Raw genomic sequence first — 16739 nt, 5'->3', positions numbered from 1 at the left:
TGGTCCGGCCGGGTTCCGGGCGCGCGGCGTAGGTTGGGGGTTCAGGCATCGGAGTCCTCTCGATCAGCCATGACGGACACGGCGGCGCACCGCAGGCTAACCGTCAACGCGCGTACACAAACGGGCAGTTGGTGGCTTCGCTACCCTACGCCACCCTCATTAGGGGGATCTAATCGCACAGGGGTCTGAAACTCATCGAAAATTGATTCGCATTTGGCCGAAGGGGCGTCTTCCGGATTTCCGTGTGCCTTCGCGGTAGCCGGGTACTCGCCCGTAGTCCCTGAGCGGGGAGGACGGACATGGATCACGAACAGCTGAGCGAGCTGGGGCAACAGCTGCGGGTCGATGCCGTACGGGCCGCCGATGCCGCCGGATCCGGCCACCCGACGTCCTCGATGTCGGCAGCGGACCTCATGGCCGTACTTCTGGCCAGCCATCTGCAGTACTCCTTCGACCGGCCGGAACACCCCGGCAACGACCATCTGGTCTTCTCCAAGGGCCATGCCTCCCCGCTGCTCTACGCACTGTTCAAGGCCGCCGGAGCGGTCCCCGACGACGAGCTGCTGAGCTTCCGCAAGCTCGGCAGCCGGCTGGAGGGGCACCCCACCCCCCGGCTGCCGTGGGTCGACGTGGCCACCGGCTCACTCGGGCAGGGACTGCCCGTCGGGGTCGGGCTCGCGCTGGCCGGCAAGCGGCTCGACCGGCTGCCCTACCGCGTCTGGGTGCTGTGCGGGGACAGCGAGATGGCCGAGGGGTCGATGTGGGAGGCGTTCGAGCACGCCGGTCACGAGCGGCTGGACAACCTCACCGCGGTGATCGACGTCAACCGGCTCGGCCAGCGCGGCCCCACCCGCCACGCGTGGGACCTCGACGCGTACGCGCGGCGCATCCAGGCCTTCGGCTGGCACACCGTCGAGATCGACGGCCATGACATCGCGGCGATCGACGAGGCCTACGCCGAGGCCCGGGCCACGGCGCTGCGGCCCACGGCGGTCATCGCCCGCACCATGAAGGGCCGGGGGGTCACCGCCGTGCAGGACCGGGAGGGGTTCCACGGCAAGCCGCTGCCGGACGCGGCGGAGGCCATCACGGAGCTCGGCGGCGTACGGGACCTCCGGGTCGAGGTACACGCCCCGCCCGAGGTCCGCGAGCCGCAGCGCCCCATCACCGCCCCGGACCTGCCGCGCTTCGACGTCGGGAGCAAAGCGGCCACGCGGACGGCGTACGGCCAGGCCCTGGCCGCGATCGGAACGGCGCGCGCGGACGTGGTCGCGCTCGACGGCGAGGTGGGCGACTCCACCCGGACCGAGTTCTTCGCCAAGGACCACCCCGACCGGTACGTCGAGTGCTACATCGCCGAGCAGCAGCTGGTCGCCGCCGCGGTCGGCATGCAGGCCCGCGGCTGGATCCCGTACGCCGCCACCTTCGCGGCCTTTCTGACCCGCGCGCACGACTTCCTGCGGATGGCGGCGGTGAGCCGTGCGCACCTCGTGGTCGTCGGCTCCCACGCCGGTGTCGCCATCGGCGAGGACGGGCCCTCCCAGATGGGACTCGAGGACCTCGCGCTCTTCCGCGCGCTGCACGACAGCATCGTGCTCTACCCGTGCGACGCCAATCAGACCGCCGCCCTGGTCGCCGAGCTGGCCGACCGCCCCGGAGTGGGCTATCTGCGCACCACCCGCGGCGACACCCCAGTGATCTACGGGCCGGACGAGGTGTTCCCCGTCGGCGGCAGCAAGCTGCTGCGCACCTCCGACACCGACCGGGTCACGCTGGTCGCCGCCGGGGTGACCGTTCACGAGGCGCTGGCTGCCGCCGGCGCGCTCGCCGCGGAGGGCATCGCGGCGCGCGTGATCGACCTCTACTCGCTGAAGCCGGTGGACACCGCCGCGCTGCGCACGGCCGCCGAGGTCACCGGCTGCCTGGTCACCGTCGAGGACCACCACCCCGAGGGCGGTCTGGGCGACGCGGTGGCCGAGGCCTTCGCCGGCGGCCGACCCGCGCCCAGGATGACCAGGCTCGCCGTACGCACCATGCCCGCCTCCGCCGCACCGGAGGAGCAACTGCACGCCGCCGACATCGACGCGGACGCCATCGTCGCAGCGGCGCGGCGGCTCGTGGAGATGGCGGACTGACGGCGCCGTACGGCAGCCGGGCTGCTCGGCCGTACGCACCATCCGCCGTTTCCGGCGCGGGTTCTTCGTCCCCGTTCCCTCACCCGCTTGGGGCCCCGTGGCTGGCCGCCCCGTGCGGCACCTCCCAAGGTCGGAGGAGGAGCGAGCGAAGAGGGGACCATGAGCCGTACGGGCGTACCGGCGTCGACCGGCAGCACGGCGCTCTGCCGCCCGCCGCGGCGTCGCCGGGCCGCGTGGTGGGCGGCGTTTCTCGTCGTCGTGTTCTGCACCGTCGTCCTCGTCGCGACCGGCACGGCCCGCACCACCGCCCTCAACCGCGACTACTACCAGGCGGTCCTGGACGACCAGAAGGCGTACGACCGGCTCTACGACGAGGTGCTGGTCGACCCGGAGTCCTCCGACGTCGCCCGCGAGCTGCTCGCCCGGCTCCCCGTGCCCCAGGGAGTCGTCACCTCCAACCTCAAGACGGTGCTGCCGCCCACCGCCGTACGCGCGCTGGCCGACCAGCAGATCTCCAACGCCGTCGGCTATCTGCGCGGAGACCGGCCCGCGCTGCGGATGACGGCCGATCTGAAACCGGTGCTGGCCAACCTCTCGGACCTGATCCAGCTCTACTGCGGCGACCTGTTCACCGCGGTCGAGGAGCAGCCCGCGGCCGACGTCGACGCCTTCGCGGCGGAGCTCCAGGGAGCGGTCGGCGGCATCGCCCCCCGGAAACCGCCCCTGACACTCCCCACCCGGGTACTCGATCCGAAGGACGTGCCGGCCGCCACGGACGCCCTGCTGTCGGCCGTTCCCCCCGGTGCACGCGACGCGCTCCGGCCCGGCATCGCCACCGCGCTCGGGACGGCCGGCACCCCACCCGCGCGGCCCTTGGCGGGTCCTCCGCCGTCCCGCTCCGGCGCACCGGGAGACGTCCACGTCGTCGCCCACGGCAAGGATGTGAAGGTCGTCGCAGACCTCGAACACCCCAGCGCCGATGGTCTGGCCCTGGTCCGCAAGGCCCGCTCCATCGTGCAACTGGGCCTGGGACCGGTCCAGACGCTGGCGGCGCTTCTCGGCGCGCTCGCGCTGCTGGCGCTCTGGGCCGCCGCCCCCGGCACCGTCGCCCGCAGGCTGACCGTAGTCGGAGCGGCCCTGGCCACCGGAGGGGCGCTCGCCGCGGCGGGGGCGGGCATCGGCCGGCTGATCGCCGGGGACGCGATGCCCGCCGCGTCCGCATCCTGGCCGCCCTCCCTGGCGCGGCTGGCCGAGGACGTACAGACCACGGCCGCCGACCGGCTGGCCGTGGCCGGCCTGCTCGCCGCGGCCGTCCCGCTCGTGGCGGGGCTGCTCCTGGTGGGCGCGGGCATCCTGTGGCGGGTGTCCGGGCAGCGCCGCGCCGGGGTCGTGAGCCCGCTGCCCGCCCCGGGCTGGGCCGTGACCGCGGGCGTCGCCGTGATCGCCACGGCGGGGGCGGCGCTGGCACCCACAGCGGTGGGCGGCCCGGCACCCCGCCGCTGCCAGGGCTCCTCCGCGCTGTGCGACCGGCGCTACGACGAGGTCGCGCAACTCGCCGCGCACAACGCCATGGCCACCACCGCGGACCGCTTCATCGGACCGCTCCAGGACCCGGCCATCACCGGCCAACTCGACGCCGGCGTCCGGGCGCTGCTCATCGACACGCACACCTGGGAGCGCCCCGAGGAGGTGGCGGAACGGCTCAGGGCGTCCGGCCGCGTGCCGGACACGGGAGTGGACCTCACTCGCGTCATCGGCCGGATCAACCCGCCGCGCAGCGGACTGTGGCTGTGCCACTCGGTGTGCCGGGGCGGAGCGGTGGCGCTGGTCCCCGCGCTCCGGAAGGTGGGGGACTGGCTGGAGGCCCACCCGACGGAGATCGTCACGCTGATCGTGCAGGACGGTATCAGCGGTGCGGACACCGCGCGGGCCTTCCGCGAAGCGGACCTGGAACATCTGCTGTACACCCCGGACAACGACCCCGCCCGTCCCTGGCCGACCCTCGGAGAGATGGTCGCCGCCGACCGCCGGCTGGTGGTCTTCGCCGAGCAGGCCGACGGCCCCGCCGCCTGGTACCGGAACTTCTACCGGTACGGGATGGAGACGCCGTACGCCTTCGGCAGCCCGCGGGAGATGACCTGCGCGCCCCACCGCGGCGGCGGCGGCAAGCGGCTGTTCCTGATGAACCACTTCGTCACGGCGGGCGGCGGCAGCCGGCTGGACGCCGGTGAGGTCAACAGCCGTGACCGGGTCCTGAAGCGGGCCCGCGCCTGCGAGCGGAAGCGGGGACGGCCCGTCACCTTCATCGCCGTCGACTACACCACGATCGGGGACGCCCGGGGCGCCGTGGACGTCCTCAACGCCGCCCGCGCGTCCGGGAAGAGGAAGGAGCAGGGCCCATGAGGAGGACCCGTATACGCACACGGGCAGCGGTGCTGCTCGCCGCAGTGTTCGGGGCGGCCGCCGGCTGCGCGGGACCGCCGTCCACTGCCTCACTCTCCGGCCTCGACCGGCCTTCGCCGTCACCCTCCGCCCCGCGGGGACCGCAGCGCGGCTTCACCCTCGTCGCGTCCGGGGACGTCATCCCCTACCCGACGATCATGAATCAGGCGCGGCAGGACGCCGGCGGCAGCGGCCATGACTTCGTCAAGCTCCTCGCCGGGGTCCGGCCCGTCGTCGCCGCCGCCGATGTGGCTATCTGTCATATGGAGACCCCGTACGGCGAGCCCGACGGGCCCTTCACCGGCTATCCGACCTTCGTCTCCCCGCCGCAGGTCGCGGCGGCGCTGAAAGCCACCGGGTACGACTCCTGCTCCACAGCCTCCAATCACACCCTGGACGCCGGGGCCGCGGGCGTACGCCGCACCCTGGACGCGATGGACAGGGCGGGCCTGCGACACGCGGGCTCGGCACGGTCCGCGGCCGAGGCCGGGAAGCCCGCTCTGCTGCGGGCCGGCAGTGCCACCGTCGCCCAGCTCTCCTACACCTACGGCACCAACGGGATACCGCTCCCCGACGGCATGCCGTGGGCGGTGAACCGTATCGACCCGGAGCGGATCGTCGCGGATGCCCGGGCGGCCCGCCGGGCGGGCGCCGACGTCGTGGTGCTGAGCGTGCACTGGGGCACCGAATGGCAGGAGGATCCGGACCGGCAGCAGGTGGATCTCGCCGACCGGCTCACCCGTTCCAGCACCGCCGGGCGCCCCGACATCGACCTCGTCATCGGCACCCACAACCATGTGCCGCAGGCGTACCAGAAGGTCAACGGCACCTGGGTGGTCCACGGGCTCGGCGACCAGGTCGCCGGCGTCATGCAGGACCGGCGCGGCAACCACGGGTCCATCGCCCGCTTCACCTTCGCACCGCCGCAGCGGGCCGGGCAGCGCTGGACGGTGACGAAGGCGGAGTTCATCCCGCAGATGACGGACCGCGGGCCGCCGTGGCGGGTGGTGAACCTGGGCGACGCGCTGAAGCGGGACCCCGGCCGGCAGGACTACCGCGAGGTACGGGACGGCATACGCGACGCCGTACTGCGCCGGGGGGCGGCCGCCGACGGCCTCACCATGGCCGACCGATGAGCCGGTGACCGCCCCTCAGCACCTGTGCCCGCTCAGGGAGCGGGCGGCGGGGCGTCTTGCGGCCGGGTGCCCCACGCCGACGGTTCGGCACCGACCTCGAAGAACAGGTTCCGGCCTGCCCGGATGTCGTCCGTGGTGATCCAGGTCCTCGTCAGACCGGCGTCGCCGAGCCGCGCGGACCGCACATAGCGGCCGGTGTCCCCGGCGCCCGGCGCCGAGATGCTGAAGCGTCCGCGCGGATACCAGCGGCGGTCCAGCGAGAGGTCCACCCGGTCGAAGACCGGCGTCGTCAGCGCCCAGGTGTCCGTGCCCGGGGTCACCGGGAACACGCCGATCGAGGACAGCAGCATCCACGACGACATCGTGCCGAGGTCGTCGTTGCCGGTGACGCCGTCCGGCGTGTCGGTGAACAGGCTCAGCGCGGCACGCACGACATCGGTCGTCTTCCGTGGGCTGCCCGTGGACAGATAGGCGTACGGGGCGCCGAGACCGGGCTCGTTCTGCGGGTTGTAGGTGTCCGTGTCGTAGTAGTCGTACGGACCGGACACCCACACCTCGCGCGCCGTGCGGACCGGATCCGAGCGCAGCCGCTCGTACGAGAAGAAGGTGTCCAGGCGCCGTTCCGCCGCCTTGTGCCCACCGATGAGCGAGACCAGGCCGGGCAGATCCTGCGGCACCAGCCACAAGTACTGCCAGGGCGTGCCCTCGTGGAAGCTCTTGCCCTTCGCCGGATCGGTCGGTCCCGTGAAGGCGCCCTTCGCGTCGCGCGGCCGGAAGAAGCCGGTGGAGGCGTCGAAGAGCCTGCGGTAGTTCTGCCCCCGCGTGGCGTACCGGCGGGCGTCCTTCCGGTGCCCCAGATCCCGTGCCATTCCGGCCAGTGCCGCGTCGGCCAGCGCGTATTCGAGCGTCGCGGAGGCGCCGTGGTGGAAGTCCGAGTCGCCCGGCTTCTGCTTGGCTCTCCCGGGCAGGTGCGGGACGAAGCCCCGGTCCAGATACTCGCTGTTGGCCTCCCGGCCGGTGTACTGGCTGTCGGCGGGCGGGCGTCCGTCCGCGTTCTTCCGCAGCGTCCGGTAGACCTCTTCCTCATGGCCCGTCAGCAGGCCCTGCTGGTAGGCGTTGGTGAGGAACGGCGTCGCCGGATCACCGGTCATGATGTTCGTCTCGACGGTGCCGTAGCCCCACTTGGGCAGCCAGCCGCCCTGCTCGTCCACCTTCAGCAGCGACAGCGCCATGTCCCGCGACTCCTGCGGCGCGAGCAGCGACAGCAGCTGGGCCTGGGTGCGATAGGAGTCCCACAGCGACCAGTACTGGTAGTACGTGAACCCCTCCGCCCGGTGCACCGTGCCGTCCCAGCCGGTGTAGCGGTCGTCGACGTCCTGGCCGGTGTTGGGGTGCTGGAGCGCCCGGTAGAGCGCCGAGTAGAACGGACGTCGGCGTTCCGGGTCTCCGCCGCTCACCCGGACCCGGGCGAGCCGCTTCTCCCACGACTGGCGGGCCGCGATCACGGTCTCGTCGAAGGAGTCCCGGCCCTCGCTGTGGAGGTTCCGGGTCGCGCCGACCGGGTCGACGTAACTGATCGCGGTGACGGCCTCCACATCACGGTCGCCGCCGGTGGTGTCGAAGCGGACGTACGCGCCGCGGCGCCCGGAGCCCTCGGAGGAGTCGCCTCCGGCGGTGACCGTCTTTCCGCTCCAGGTTCCGTGGGAGGCGAAGGGGCGGTCGAACCGGGTGAGGGTGTGGACCGTGTACGGCCGGGTCTTCTGGCAGAAACTGTTGCCGGTGACGGTGGTGGCGACGGTGCGGTCGTCCAGGACCCGCACCCGGCTGTCGGTGACCTTGTGCAGGGCTTGGCCCGCGTTGAGCAGGACGTTGGCCTTGCCGGTCGACGGGAAGGTGTACCGCTGCCGTCCGGTGCGCTCGGTCGCGCTGAGCTCGGCGGTGATCCCGCCGTAGCCGGCGAGCCGGACCTTGTAGTAGCCGGGGGAGGCGGATTCCTGGTCGTGGCTGAAGGCGGAGGCGTAGACAGCGTTGTCGGTGCTGGTGATGTCGCCCGTGGTGGGCATGACGGGCAGATCGCCCCCGGCGGCGCAGCCGACACCGGCCAGATGGACGGCGGAGAAGCCGCGGATGCGCGAATCGTCCCAGTCGTAGCCCGTCTTGTGGCCGGTGTCGGGCGAGAGCTGGACCATCCCGAACGGGACGGCGGCACCGGGGAACGTATTGCCCTCATTGCGGGTGCCGATGAACGGGTTGACGAGATCGGTGAGCCTGCCGCGCCGGCCGCTGCCGTCGGCGGTGGCAGCCGGTGCGGGGGCGCAGAGGGTTCCGGCGATCAGGCCGGCCGCGACGGCGGCCCCGACCGGGCCGCGTACGCGCGCGTGCCACCGCGCGTCGCGCTCCCTGCGTTCGATCCATGCCATGAACGGCCTCCACACCGTTGGGACATCGTTGTCAGGGCCGCAGGCTGACCGTCGGTGAGGGGCAAGTCAAGGACCGCCCCGCGCACGCGCGCGTGCCACCCTCCGACGCCGTACGCGGGCCGGGCCCGCCGCCCGTGAACGCACCGCAGGCGTTCCTGGGCCATCCGGGGGCCTTCGAGGGTCGCTCGGGGTCGTCCGGGCCGTCGATCGGCCGACCGCCGGGTTCGACCCGGGCCTGCGGGGAACCCGGTGCCGCGGACTGTCCTCTCCAGGCCTACCGTTGGGAAAGCGAAGATGAGCCGACCGCGCATCGTGATCGTCGGAGCCGGATTCGCCGGGTACCGGACCGCCCGTACCTTGTCCCGTCTCTCCCGTGGCGCAGCCGAGATCGTGCTGGTCAGCCCGAACGACTACTTCCTGTACGTACCGCTGTTGCCGGAGGTGGCGACCGGGATCCTCGAGCCCCGCAGGATCTCGGTATCGCTCACCGGTACCTTGCCCCGCGTCCGCCTCGTCCTCGGCACGGCGGACGAGATCGATCTCGCGGGGCGCCGTATCGGACTGACCGACCCCGAGGGCAACCACCGCGACCTCCACTACGACCGGCTGGTCCTGGCGGCGGGCAGCGTCAACAAGCTGCTGCCCGTCCCCGGTGTCACCGAGCACGCCCACGGTTTCCGCGGCATGCCGGAGGCGCTCTATCTGCGCGACCACATCACCCGCCAGATCGAGCTGGCCGGTGCCACCGAGGATCCGCGGGAGCGCGCGGAACGCTGCACCTTCGTCGTCGTCGGCGCCGGCTACACCGGCACCGAAGTCGCCGCCCACGGAAAACTGTTCACCGATGAGCTCGCCCGGCAGAACCCGGCGCTCCGCGACCGGGAGCCGCCCCGCTGGCTGCTGCTCGACGTCGCCCCGCGCGTCCTGCCCGAACTCGCGCAGCACATGTCCGACACCGCCTCCCGGGTACTCGGCCGGCGCGGTGTCGAGGTGAGCACCGGCACCTCGGTGGAGGAGGCGGCCAAGGAGGGCGTGCACCTCACCGACGGCCGTTTCGTACCCTCCCGCACCCTCGTCTGGTGCGTCGGGGTACGGCCCGATCCGCTCGTCGGTGACCTCGGTCTGCCCACGGAGAAGGGCCGGCTGGTCGTCGACCCGTACCTCACCGTCCCGGGGCACCCGGACGTGTTCGCCTGCGGCGACGCCGCCGCGGTGCCCGATCCGAACAGGCCCGGGCAGATCACGCCCATGACCGCCCAGCACGCGGACCGCCAGGGTGTGACGGTCGCACACAATGTCGCCGCCGGCTTCGGGCAGGGCGCAGCCCGCCCCTACAAACACCGGGACCTGGGCTTCGTCGTCGACCTCGGCGGTTTCCAGGCGGCGGCGAACCCGCTGGGGATCCCGCTGTCCGGTCCTGCCGCCAAGGCGGTGACCCGCGGCTACCACCTGCTGTCCATGCCCGGAAACCGGGTGCGGGCCGGCACCGACTGGCTGCTCGACGCGGTGCTCCCGCGCCAGGCCGTTCAGCTCGGACTGGTGCGCTCCGACGCCGTACCTCTGGAGAACACCGCGCCGGAGACACCGGTCCTGCGGCGCGGCTGAGCGGTTCGGGGCGCAGCGCTGCCCGTCCGCGGCCTCGCCGGGGCAGACTGGGGTCATGCCGGAACTGCCGGAGGTCGAAGCTCTCACCGGATTCCTGGCCGAGCACCTGGCCGGCCGGCCGGTCGCCCGGGTGTTCCCCGTGGCGGTGAGCGTTCTCAAGACGTACGATCCGCCGCTGACCGCGCTCGAAGGGCGGACCTTCACCGCCGCGGGCCGCCACGGCAAGTTCCTCGACCTCTCGGCCGACGGACTGCATCTGGTCATCCACCTCGCCCGGGCGGGCTGGCTGCAGTGGAAGGAGCACCTCCCTGCGCCCCCGCCCCGGCCGGGCAGAGGCCCGCTGGCCCTGCGGCTGCGGCTCGCGGAGCCCGCGGGAGCCGGATTCGACCTCACGGAAGCGGGCACCCAGAAGCGGCTTGCGGTGTACGTCGTACGCGATCCGGCGGAGGTGCCCGGCATCGCGCGGCTGGGGCCGGACCCGCTCGCCGACGGCTTCACCCCCGAGGTGTTCGCCGGGCTGCTGCACGGCGAACGCCGGCAGATCAAAGGGGTGCTCCGGGACCAGAGCGTGATCGCGGGGATCGGGAACGCCTATTCGGACGAGATCCTGCATGCGGCGCGGATGTCCCCGTTCAAACTCGCCGCGAGCCTCACCGAGGACGACATGGCACGGCTGTACGAGGCGGTGGGGACCACTCTGCGCGAAGCGGTCGAGCGGTCGCGCGGGTTGGCGGCGGGAAAGCTGAAGGCGGAGAAGAAGAGCGGCCTGCGGGTGCACGGCCGGACGGGTCAGCCGTGTCCCGTCTGCGGGGACACCGTCCGTGAGGTCTCCTTCTCCGATTCCGCGCTGCAGTACTGCCCCACCTGCCAGACGGGAGGGAAGCCCCTCGCGGACCGCCGGATGTCCCGGCTGCTCAAATAGCCGGACGCCACGGTCGGAGCTGCAGGATGCCGATGATCGCGCGCACCGCGATCACATCCGCGATGCCGATCGGCCCGATGGTTCCCGGCACGGAACGCCCTGTCCCATCCGGAGCCCGGCCATGTGGTGTCCTCTCCGTCGGCAGCTGACGGCGGCTCATGATGGCGCAGCGCGTGCGGTACGGAAGGCACTGCTCCGGAAAAGGTCCGGGCAATGATCCCAAACGGTATCTGAGTGAAGTCTTATGGCTTCTTGAAGATCTGGTTCGAACGATGATCGGAACCGACCGGACGCCTAGGCTCGGCAACCGTCGGCCGGTCACAGACCGGTGTCCCCCCACCGTCATCCCGGAGGAACACCACCATGAGCTCCCGCCAGGGCAGACGCCCGACGTCCCACCGGCGCCGTCCGGACCGAGCAGCCGGACTGCCGGTCCGGCGACTGGCCATCGCGGCCGGGGCGCTCACGGTGGTCGCGGGTGTCGGCACCGGCATGGCCATGGTGAACCAGGGTGACGACGGTGCGCCGGTGGCCGATGTACGTACGGCGGCGGACCGCGCCGCTTCCTCGGCGTCCCCCATGGCCGAGGACGCGGCGTCCGCGACAGCCTCCCCGAAGAAGACCAAGAGGCCGTCCCCACGGCACACCAAGACCTCCGCCAAGCCCAGCCCCCGGCATACGGAGAAGAAGGAGACCCGGGCCGCCCAGAAGCCCGAGCCCTCGCGTACGACGAGGTCGGCTCCCCGGAGCGCCCCCGTCACCAAGGAGGCGTCGAGCGCTGCCACCGGCGAAGCCGCCCGTATCCTCCAGCTGGTCAACAAGGAGCGGTCGTCAGCGGGTTGCAGCCCGGTCACCAGCAACTCGAAGCTCACCGACGCCGCGCAGAAGTACACCGATGTCATGGCCCGGAACGGTGAGCTCTCGCACACCGGTCCGGACGGCTCGTCCGTGAGCGACCGCGTGGAGCGGGAGGGCTACAGCTGGTCCACGGTCGGCGAGAACATAGCCCAGGGGCAGCAGGACGCCGAAGCGGTGATGGACGCCTGGATGAACAGCTCGGGTCACAAGGCGAACATACTCAACTGCGACTTCAAGGAACTGGGCATAGGTATCCACCAAGGCGACGGCGGTCCCTGGTGGACGCAGGACTTCGCCACCCGCCGCTGAAGCTCTGGCCCGCCGCTGAAGCCTCTGGCCCGATCTGAGCGGTCCCAGCCCCGATCTGAGCGGTCCCAGCCCCGACCGGATCTGATCGCACCCGATCCGGACGCGGCTCAGGGCCGCGGAGCCGACGACCGCTGAGCGAACCGCCTGGCACGGCGGGACGACCGGCCCGTGGAACGTTTCGTCTCGGCGGCCAGGCCCAGCGTCACCCTGACCTGTGCGCCGCCCATCGGGCCTCGGGTGATCCGTACCTGGCCCCGGGTCGCGCGGGCCGCGCGGTGGGCGATGTCCAGGCCCAGGCCCGTGGACCCGCCGACGCTCACGCCCCGGGCGAGCGCCCGGTCGGGGTCCGCGATGCCCGGTCCCGCGTCGTCCACCGCCAGTACCACGGCCTGGGCGGTGCGCTCCACCCGCACGGTGAAGGCCGTGCCCTCGGCCGTGTGCTGGAAGACGTTGCCGATCAGTGCGTCCACGACGGCGGCGAGATCGTCCTGGGGCAGCCGGACCTGCGTCGGCTCGGCCGTGGCGACGAGCCGGCAGCCCCGCCCCTGCTGCGCGGCGAGCACGGACCAGAACTCCACCCGGCCCCGTACCACCTCGGAGACCTCGCAGAGCTTTTCCGGTGTTGCCTCGGTGCTGCCACCGTGCTTGTCGGGGTCCTCGGTGACGCCTCCCAGCGGCCCGACGGCGAGCGGTGAGCGGGCCGCCGAGATGATCGAGTCGAGTTCGGTCTCCAGATGGGTGATCGCCGCCGTGATCCGCTCCGCTCCCGGCGCCGAGCCCATCCGCTCCGCCTCCAGATGCAGCGCGGTCAGCGGTGTCCGCAGTCGGTGCGAGAGGTCGGCGACCAGCTCGCGCTCCATCGCCAGCAGCCGAACCACCCGGTCGGCCATCGAGTTGAAGGCGCTGCCTGCCTCCTGGAGCTCCGGCGGTCCGGCAGGCTCGACCCGTACCTCCAGATCTCCCGACCCCAGCGCGTTCGAGGCCCGCGACAGGCTCTGCGACGACCGTACGACCCGGGCCCCGAGCCGGTCCGCCACCACCACCGACCCGGCGACCAGGCCGGCCGCGAGCAGTGACATCACGACCCAGGACAGCGCGACCCCGCGGTCGAGGTCGGAGCGCGGCACGAACGACTCGACCACAGCGACCCGGTTCTCGGCGAGGATCACGGGCTGGAGGTAGACCCAGCCGGTCGACGTGGCGAGGGCGAGCGTCTCCCGGTCGCGCTCGGCCCGGTCGAGGGAGCCGGGGGGCGCGTGCTCGGCGCCGATGACGTGCCCGCCCGGCAGGTGGACCCCCAGCCGGTCGGAGTCCAGGCCCGAGACGGCCTGCTGGACATCGGAGGGCCGGGTGGTCAGGGCCAGTACGGGCGCCAGCGCGGCGGCCCGCTGCTCGGCCTCCGTCGTCGCGCGGCCCCGCGCCTCGGACTGGACGAGCAGCGCGAGCGGGATCAGGAAGGACAGCGCCACCATGGAGGTGACCGCGAGCGCGACCCCCGCGAGCGCGCGTCTCATCGCGGCGCCACCAGCTTGATGCCGATGCCCCGCACCGTGTGGAGGTAGCGCGGCTGAGAGGCCTGTTCGCCCAGTTTGCGGCGGAGCGAGGAGAGGTGGACGTCTATGGTCTGGTCCTCCACATACGGCTGGCGCCATACGTCCGCCAGGATGCGCCGCCGGGAGACCACCTGGTCGGCGTGGGCCGCCAGATAGGCCAGCAGGTCGAACTCCCGCCGGGTCAGCCGCAGTTCCCGTCCGGCCAGGTGTGCCGCCCTGGCGAGGGGATCGACGAGCAGCTCTCCGACCTGGAGGACCCGGGGCGCTGTCGGGGCGTGCCCGCCGGACTGCGGAACGCCCGGCTGCATCCCGCCCATCCGGTCCGCGCCCGCCGCGTACGGCACTGCTCCGGGCGGGGCCGTACGCCGCAGCAGCGCTCCGAGGCGGGCGGCGAGCTGCCCCCCGGAGAACGGCTTCACCATGTAGTCGTCGGCGCCCGCGTTGAGCAGTTTGATCACCTCCGCGTCGTCGTCGCGCGCGGTGGCGACCACGACCGGCACCTGTGAGATGCCTCGCAGCATGCGCAGCACGTCGGTGCCGTCCAGATCCGGCAGCCCGAGATCCAGGACCACGACGTCCGGTGGCCGCTGGGTCACCTCGCGCAGTGCCTCGAACCCGTGCGAGGCGCTGTGCACCACATGTCCGTGTGCGGAGAGCACTTCGATGAGTGCGCTGCGTATCACGGGGTCGTCCTCGACGAGAAGCACGGATGCCATGAGCCAGAACGGTAGCCGGTCCGTCAGTATGGTGTCGTGTCCCGGTACCTGCGCTACCTGCTCATATGGCTGTCCTGCACCGCCGTCAGCGTCACGGCGGTGATTCTCACCGTGCATTTTGTGGTGGGTTCGACCAAGCCGACCCCGCCGGTGGCCCGCTCCGCGCCCACCGTTTTCTCCTCGCCCTCCGAGCAGGCGCGCAAGGCCGGCCGGCGGTCCGAGCCGAGCCCTTCCGCGACGAGCAGGGCACCGAGCCCCACCAAGCCCTCGGTGAGCCCGTCCGCCGCCAGCAGGACGACCAAGCCGGCCACCCCGACGCCGTCGAAGACCGGGAGCCCCGCCGAGGGCGGGGCCACGGGCAACGGAACGGAGTTCTCGGACTGCGGCGACGGCGGTTCCGGCGTGCACACCATCCAGTCGGCCGGCGGGCAGGCGTCCGTGCGGTTCGGCAGCACCGGGGTGTGCCTGGTCTCCGCGGTACCGACCCGTGGCTTCACCGTCCGTACGTCCCAGAGCGAGCCCAGCACGCTGAGCGTGACCTTCTCCGGCGACCGCCGGGAATCCGTGATCACGGCCACCACCGAGCCCGAGGACCGGGCGACGGTCCGCGAGACCTCCTGGTAGCTCGGGCCAAGGGCGGGACCCGCGGCCGGCAGTCCGCCGGGGCCCGGTCTCCAGTCCTTCAGGGCACGACGGTGACGGGCCAGCGGCCCGCCTTCACCAGCCGGACCGCCACCGAACCGATGATGCGGTGCCCCGCCGACTCGGAGGCGCCGACCACCACCGCGTCCGCCGTGAGCTCGTCCGCGGCCTGAGCGAGGCCGTTGTACGGGTCGCCGCGGAAGGTGTGGAACTCCCAGCGCACGTCGTAGATGCCGCGCAGCCGTTCCGTCGCCGCTCTGATCTCGGCGATCAGTTCCTCGGCCACCTCGGTGGTCGTATCCACAACCGAGGCGCCCAGCGACGCGCCCGCGGGCAGCACCGGTTGGATGTACACCATCGCGAGCAGGGAGTTCTGCCGCCGGGCGAGGCCCGCGGCGTACGCGGCCGCGCGCCACGATGAATCGGAGCCGTCCACTCCGGCGACGATCACCTTCGGACCGTCCGTTCCGCGCTCGAACTGCGCAGGCCGCTTGTCCACCACACGAGTGAGGCTAGTCGGGCCGTACCAGGTGCGCGTAGACCACCACATTGGCCTGGTAGCCGGACTCCCGGGTGAAGGCGCCGCCACAGGTGATCAGGCGCAGTTCGGGGCGGCTGGTCGGGCCGTAGACCCGCTTGTCCGGGAAGTCGTCCTTGGCGTGCACCTCGACCGAGTGGATCTGGAACAGCGCGCGGGTGCCGTCCGCCCGCAGCACCTCGATGGTGTGGTTCCTGCGCAGAGTCCCCAGGCTGTAGAAGACGGCCCGGCCGTCGGCGGTGTCGACATGGCCCGCCATGACGGCGTTGCCGCGCTCACCCGGCGTGGGGCCGTCGGCGTACCAGCCCGCGAGATTGCCGTCGTACGCGGGCGGGGTGTCCAGCCGGCCGGAGGAGTCCAGGCCGAGCCGCGTCACCGGCGCGCTCACACCGATGGCCGGGATCCGGACCCGTACGGGCTCCGAAGGTTTCATCGGCGTGCCCGGGGGGCGGTCCGGTCCGACCGGTGCCTGTCCGACGGAGGCCTCGGCGGCGGAGGGCTGCGGCGGCAGGTCCTTACCGGCGTCGCCCAGCAGCCAGGCCCCCGCCAGCAGCAGCATGATCACCGCGGCGGCGGCCGAGGGAGACGTACCGGCCCGCTCGGAACCGCTCATGCGCCGTCTCCCTCCAGCCGTCGCCCGACTGTCCCGCTGTCGTCATCAGTCCTGGCCGCCCCGCGCCCGGCGGCGCAGCAGAATCGCGCCGGAGACGGCTGTGGCCATCAGCGCGGCGCCCAGCGCCGCCTCACGGGTATCCACTCCGGCGCTGCCGCCGGCGCCCGCGTATGTCGCGCCCCTGGGGTGGTTTTGCCGGCGCGCATCGCCATGGTGGTCCGGCCGGCCTCCATCCTTGGGGCGTTCCGGTCGGCCCGCATCGCTGTGGTGGTTCGGAGCGCCCGCTCCGCCGGGGTGGTCCGGTCCGCCCGCCTCCGAGGCGTGGCCCGTCCGGTCCGCCTCCTGGGCGCGGTCCGGCCGACCGCCGACCTGGCCGGTGCTTTCCGAGACGACCTGCAGCGTGCCGGTGAACGGCCCGTCCACCCGCCCCTTGTCGTCGTGGCACACCACGGAGACCTTGTACGAGCCCGCCTTGGTGTCGAGGGGCACCGTGCCCCAGGCACCGATCCGGTTCTCCAGCCGGTGCAGCTTGAGCGCGGGGATGCGGGAGCCCGTCCGGTCGCTGCTGAAGGTGGCCACGCCGCTGCTGCTCTCCCTGCAGTTGCCACCGTCGAACACCGCCATGCGGCCGCCCGCCCCGACCGGTTCCGGCTGAACCACGACCGGATCCGTGCCGGACGCGTGCGCGGCGCCCGCCACGCCCACGCCGAGGGCCGCGGACAGCAGCCCACCAGCGAGGAGGCGGTGTTGTGAACGCATGGCGATCTCCCATGGCGCGGTCCACGGAATCGGTTCCGTGAAGTCACCAGGAGCCGCGCCTCATCAAGAGCACACAGGCGGTGGGCCGTCG

Annotated in this window: 13 protein-coding genes; 7 read left to right on the top strand and 6 right to left on the bottom strand. The window is 72.5% G+C overall.

Annotated elements, in window-relative coordinates:
* Positions 1–299: 299 nt before the first annotated feature.
* The 3 genes from ABZW18_RS17590 (at position 300) to ABZW18_RS17580 (ending at position 5713) form a co-directional block, all read left to right on the top strand.
* Complete coding sequence (locus ABZW18_RS17590; protein WP_356188225.1) at positions 300–2135, top strand: transketolase; 1836 nt, start codon at positions 300–302, stop codon at positions 2133–2135.
* A 159-nt stretch (positions 2136–2294) separates the two neighbouring features.
* Positions 2295–4538, top strand: coding sequence for a PI-PLC domain-containing protein (locus ABZW18_RS17585; RefSeq protein WP_356188223.1), 2244 nt, complete (start codon positions 2295–2297; stop codon positions 4536–4538).
* Positions 4535–5713: a CapA family protein gene (locus ABZW18_RS17580; protein WP_356188221.1), complete on the top strand. Its 1179-nt coding sequence runs from the start codon at positions 4535–4537 to the stop codon at positions 5711–5713. Before ABZW18_RS17585 ends, ABZW18_RS17580 begins: the two co-directional genes overlap by 4 nt.
* Positions 5714–5745: 32 nt before the next feature.
* Here the strand turns inward: ABZW18_RS17580 and ABZW18_RS17575 are convergent, their stop codons facing one another.
* Positions 5746–8133 (bottom strand): GH92 family glycosyl hydrolase, encoded by a 2388-nt coding sequence (locus ABZW18_RS17575; RefSeq protein WP_356188219.1) that lies wholly within the window; start codon positions 8131–8133, stop codon positions 5746–5748.
* Positions 8134–8427: 294 nt separating this feature from the next.
* Between ABZW18_RS17575 and ABZW18_RS17570 the strand changes: the two genes are divergently transcribed.
* The 3 genes from ABZW18_RS17570 (at position 8428) to ABZW18_RS17560 (ending at position 11827) form a co-directional block, all read left to right on the top strand.
* The gene (locus tag ABZW18_RS17570) at positions 8428–9738 is read left to right on the top strand and encodes an NAD(P)/FAD-dependent oxidoreductase (protein WP_356188217.1); all 1311 of its coding nucleotides are present in this window, start codon (positions 8428–8430) and stop codon (positions 9736–9738) included.
* Between the two features lie 55 nt (positions 9739–9793).
* On the top strand, positions 9794–10660 hold the full coding sequence (locus tag ABZW18_RS17565) for a DNA-formamidopyrimidine glycosylase family protein (protein ID WP_356188215.1): 867 nt from the start codon (positions 9794–9796) through the stop codon (positions 10658–10660).
* A 363-nt stretch (positions 10661–11023) separates the two neighbouring features.
* Positions 11024–11827: a CAP domain-containing protein gene (locus ABZW18_RS17560; protein ID WP_356188213.1), complete on the top strand. Its 804-nt coding sequence runs from the start codon at positions 11024–11026 to the stop codon at positions 11825–11827.
* A 107-nt stretch (positions 11828–11934) separates the two neighbouring features.
* On the opposite strand, the gene ABZW18_RS17555 is transcribed toward ABZW18_RS17560, so the two are convergent.
* The gene (locus tag ABZW18_RS17555) at positions 11935–13341 is read right to left on the bottom strand and encodes a HAMP domain-containing sensor histidine kinase (RefSeq protein ID WP_356188211.1); all 1407 of its coding nucleotides are present in this window, start codon (positions 13339–13341) and stop codon (positions 11935–11937) included.
* Entirely contained in the window at positions 13338–14096 is a 759-nt protein-coding gene (locus ABZW18_RS17550) for a response regulator transcription factor (protein WP_356188209.1), read from the bottom strand. The genes ABZW18_RS17555 and ABZW18_RS17550 overlap by 4 nt, the downstream gene beginning before the upstream one ends.
* A 36-nt stretch (positions 14097–14132) precedes the next feature.
* Between ABZW18_RS17550 and ABZW18_RS17545 the strand changes: the two genes are divergently transcribed.
* Positions 14133–14720, top strand: a complete 588-nt coding sequence (locus tag ABZW18_RS17545; RefSeq protein ID WP_356188207.1) for a hypothetical protein — start codon at positions 14133–14135, stop codon at positions 14718–14720.
* Positions 14721–14778: 58 nt separating this feature from the next.
* Here ABZW18_RS17545 and ABZW18_RS17540 read toward each other — a convergent pair whose 3' ends face one another.
* Genes ABZW18_RS17540 through ABZW18_RS17530 form a run of 3 tightly spaced genes read right to left on the bottom strand, consistent with a single transcriptional unit; the run spans position 14779 to position 16648 of the window.
* Positions 14779–15240, bottom strand: coding sequence for a universal stress protein (locus ABZW18_RS17540; protein WP_356188206.1), 462 nt, complete (start codon positions 15238–15240; stop codon positions 14779–14781).
* 10 nt (positions 15241–15250) lie between these two features.
* Positions 15251–15889, bottom strand: coding sequence for a class F sortase (locus tag ABZW18_RS17535; protein WP_356188204.1), 639 nt, complete (start codon positions 15887–15889; stop codon positions 15251–15253).
* Between the two features lie 45 nt (positions 15890–15934).
* Positions 15935–16648, bottom strand: a complete 714-nt coding sequence (locus tag ABZW18_RS17530; RefSeq protein WP_356188202.1) for a hypothetical protein — start codon at positions 16646–16648, stop codon at positions 15935–15937.
* Positions 16649–16739 lie beyond the last annotated feature (91 nt).

It is taken from the genome of Streptomyces sp. NPDC004647, assembly GCF_040609575.1.
Taxonomy (GTDB): domain Bacteria; phylum Actinomycetota; class Actinomycetes; order Streptomycetales; family Streptomycetaceae; genus Streptomyces.
The sequence above is the reverse complement of the archived record's forward strand: the minus strand, read 5'-3'. Positions and strand labels throughout refer to the sequence as shown.

What these genes read in the sequence shown, in the direction of transcription:
- ABZW18_RS17565 (WP_356188215.1), top strand. Translation starts at nt 9,794, where the DNA reads ATGCCGGAACTGCCGGAGGTCGAAGCTCTCACCGGATTCCTGGCCGAG.
- ABZW18_RS17590 (WP_356188225.1), top strand. Translation starts at nt 300, where the DNA reads ATGGATCACGAACAGCTGAGCGAGCTGGGGCAACAGCTGCGGGTCGAT.
- ABZW18_RS17535 (WP_356188204.1), bottom strand. Translation starts at nt 15,889, where the DNA reads ATGAGCGGTTCCGAGCGGGCCGGTACGTCTCCCTCGGCCGCCGCCGCG.
- ABZW18_RS17585 (WP_356188223.1), top strand. Translation starts at nt 2,295, where the DNA reads ATGAGCCGTACGGGCGTACCGGCGTCGACCGGCAGCACGGCGCTCTGC.
- ABZW18_RS17550 (WP_356188209.1), bottom strand. Translation starts at nt 14,096, where the DNA reads ATGGCATCCGTGCTTCTCGTCGAGGACGACCCCGTGATACGCAGCGCA.
- ABZW18_RS17580 (WP_356188221.1), top strand. Translation starts at nt 4,535, where the DNA reads ATGAGGAGGACCCGTATACGCACACGGGCAGCGGTGCTGCTCGCCGCA.
- ABZW18_RS17555 (WP_356188211.1), bottom strand. Translation starts at nt 13,341, where the DNA reads ATGAGACGCGCGCTCGCGGGGGTCGCGCTCGCGGTCACCTCCATGGTG.
- ABZW18_RS17570 (WP_356188217.1), top strand. Translation starts at nt 8,428, where the DNA reads ATGAGCCGACCGCGCATCGTGATCGTCGGAGCCGGATTCGCCGGGTAC.
- ABZW18_RS17575 (WP_356188219.1), bottom strand. Translation starts at nt 8,133, where the DNA reads ATGGCATGGATCGAACGCAGGGAGCGCGACGCGCGGTGGCACGCGCGC.
- ABZW18_RS17530 (WP_356188202.1), bottom strand. Translation starts at nt 16,648, where the DNA reads ATGCGTTCACAACACCGCCTCCTCGCTGGTGGGCTGCTGTCCGCGGCC.
- ABZW18_RS17560 (WP_356188213.1), top strand. Translation starts at nt 11,024, where the DNA reads ATGAGCTCCCGCCAGGGCAGACGCCCGACGTCCCACCGGCGCCGTCCG.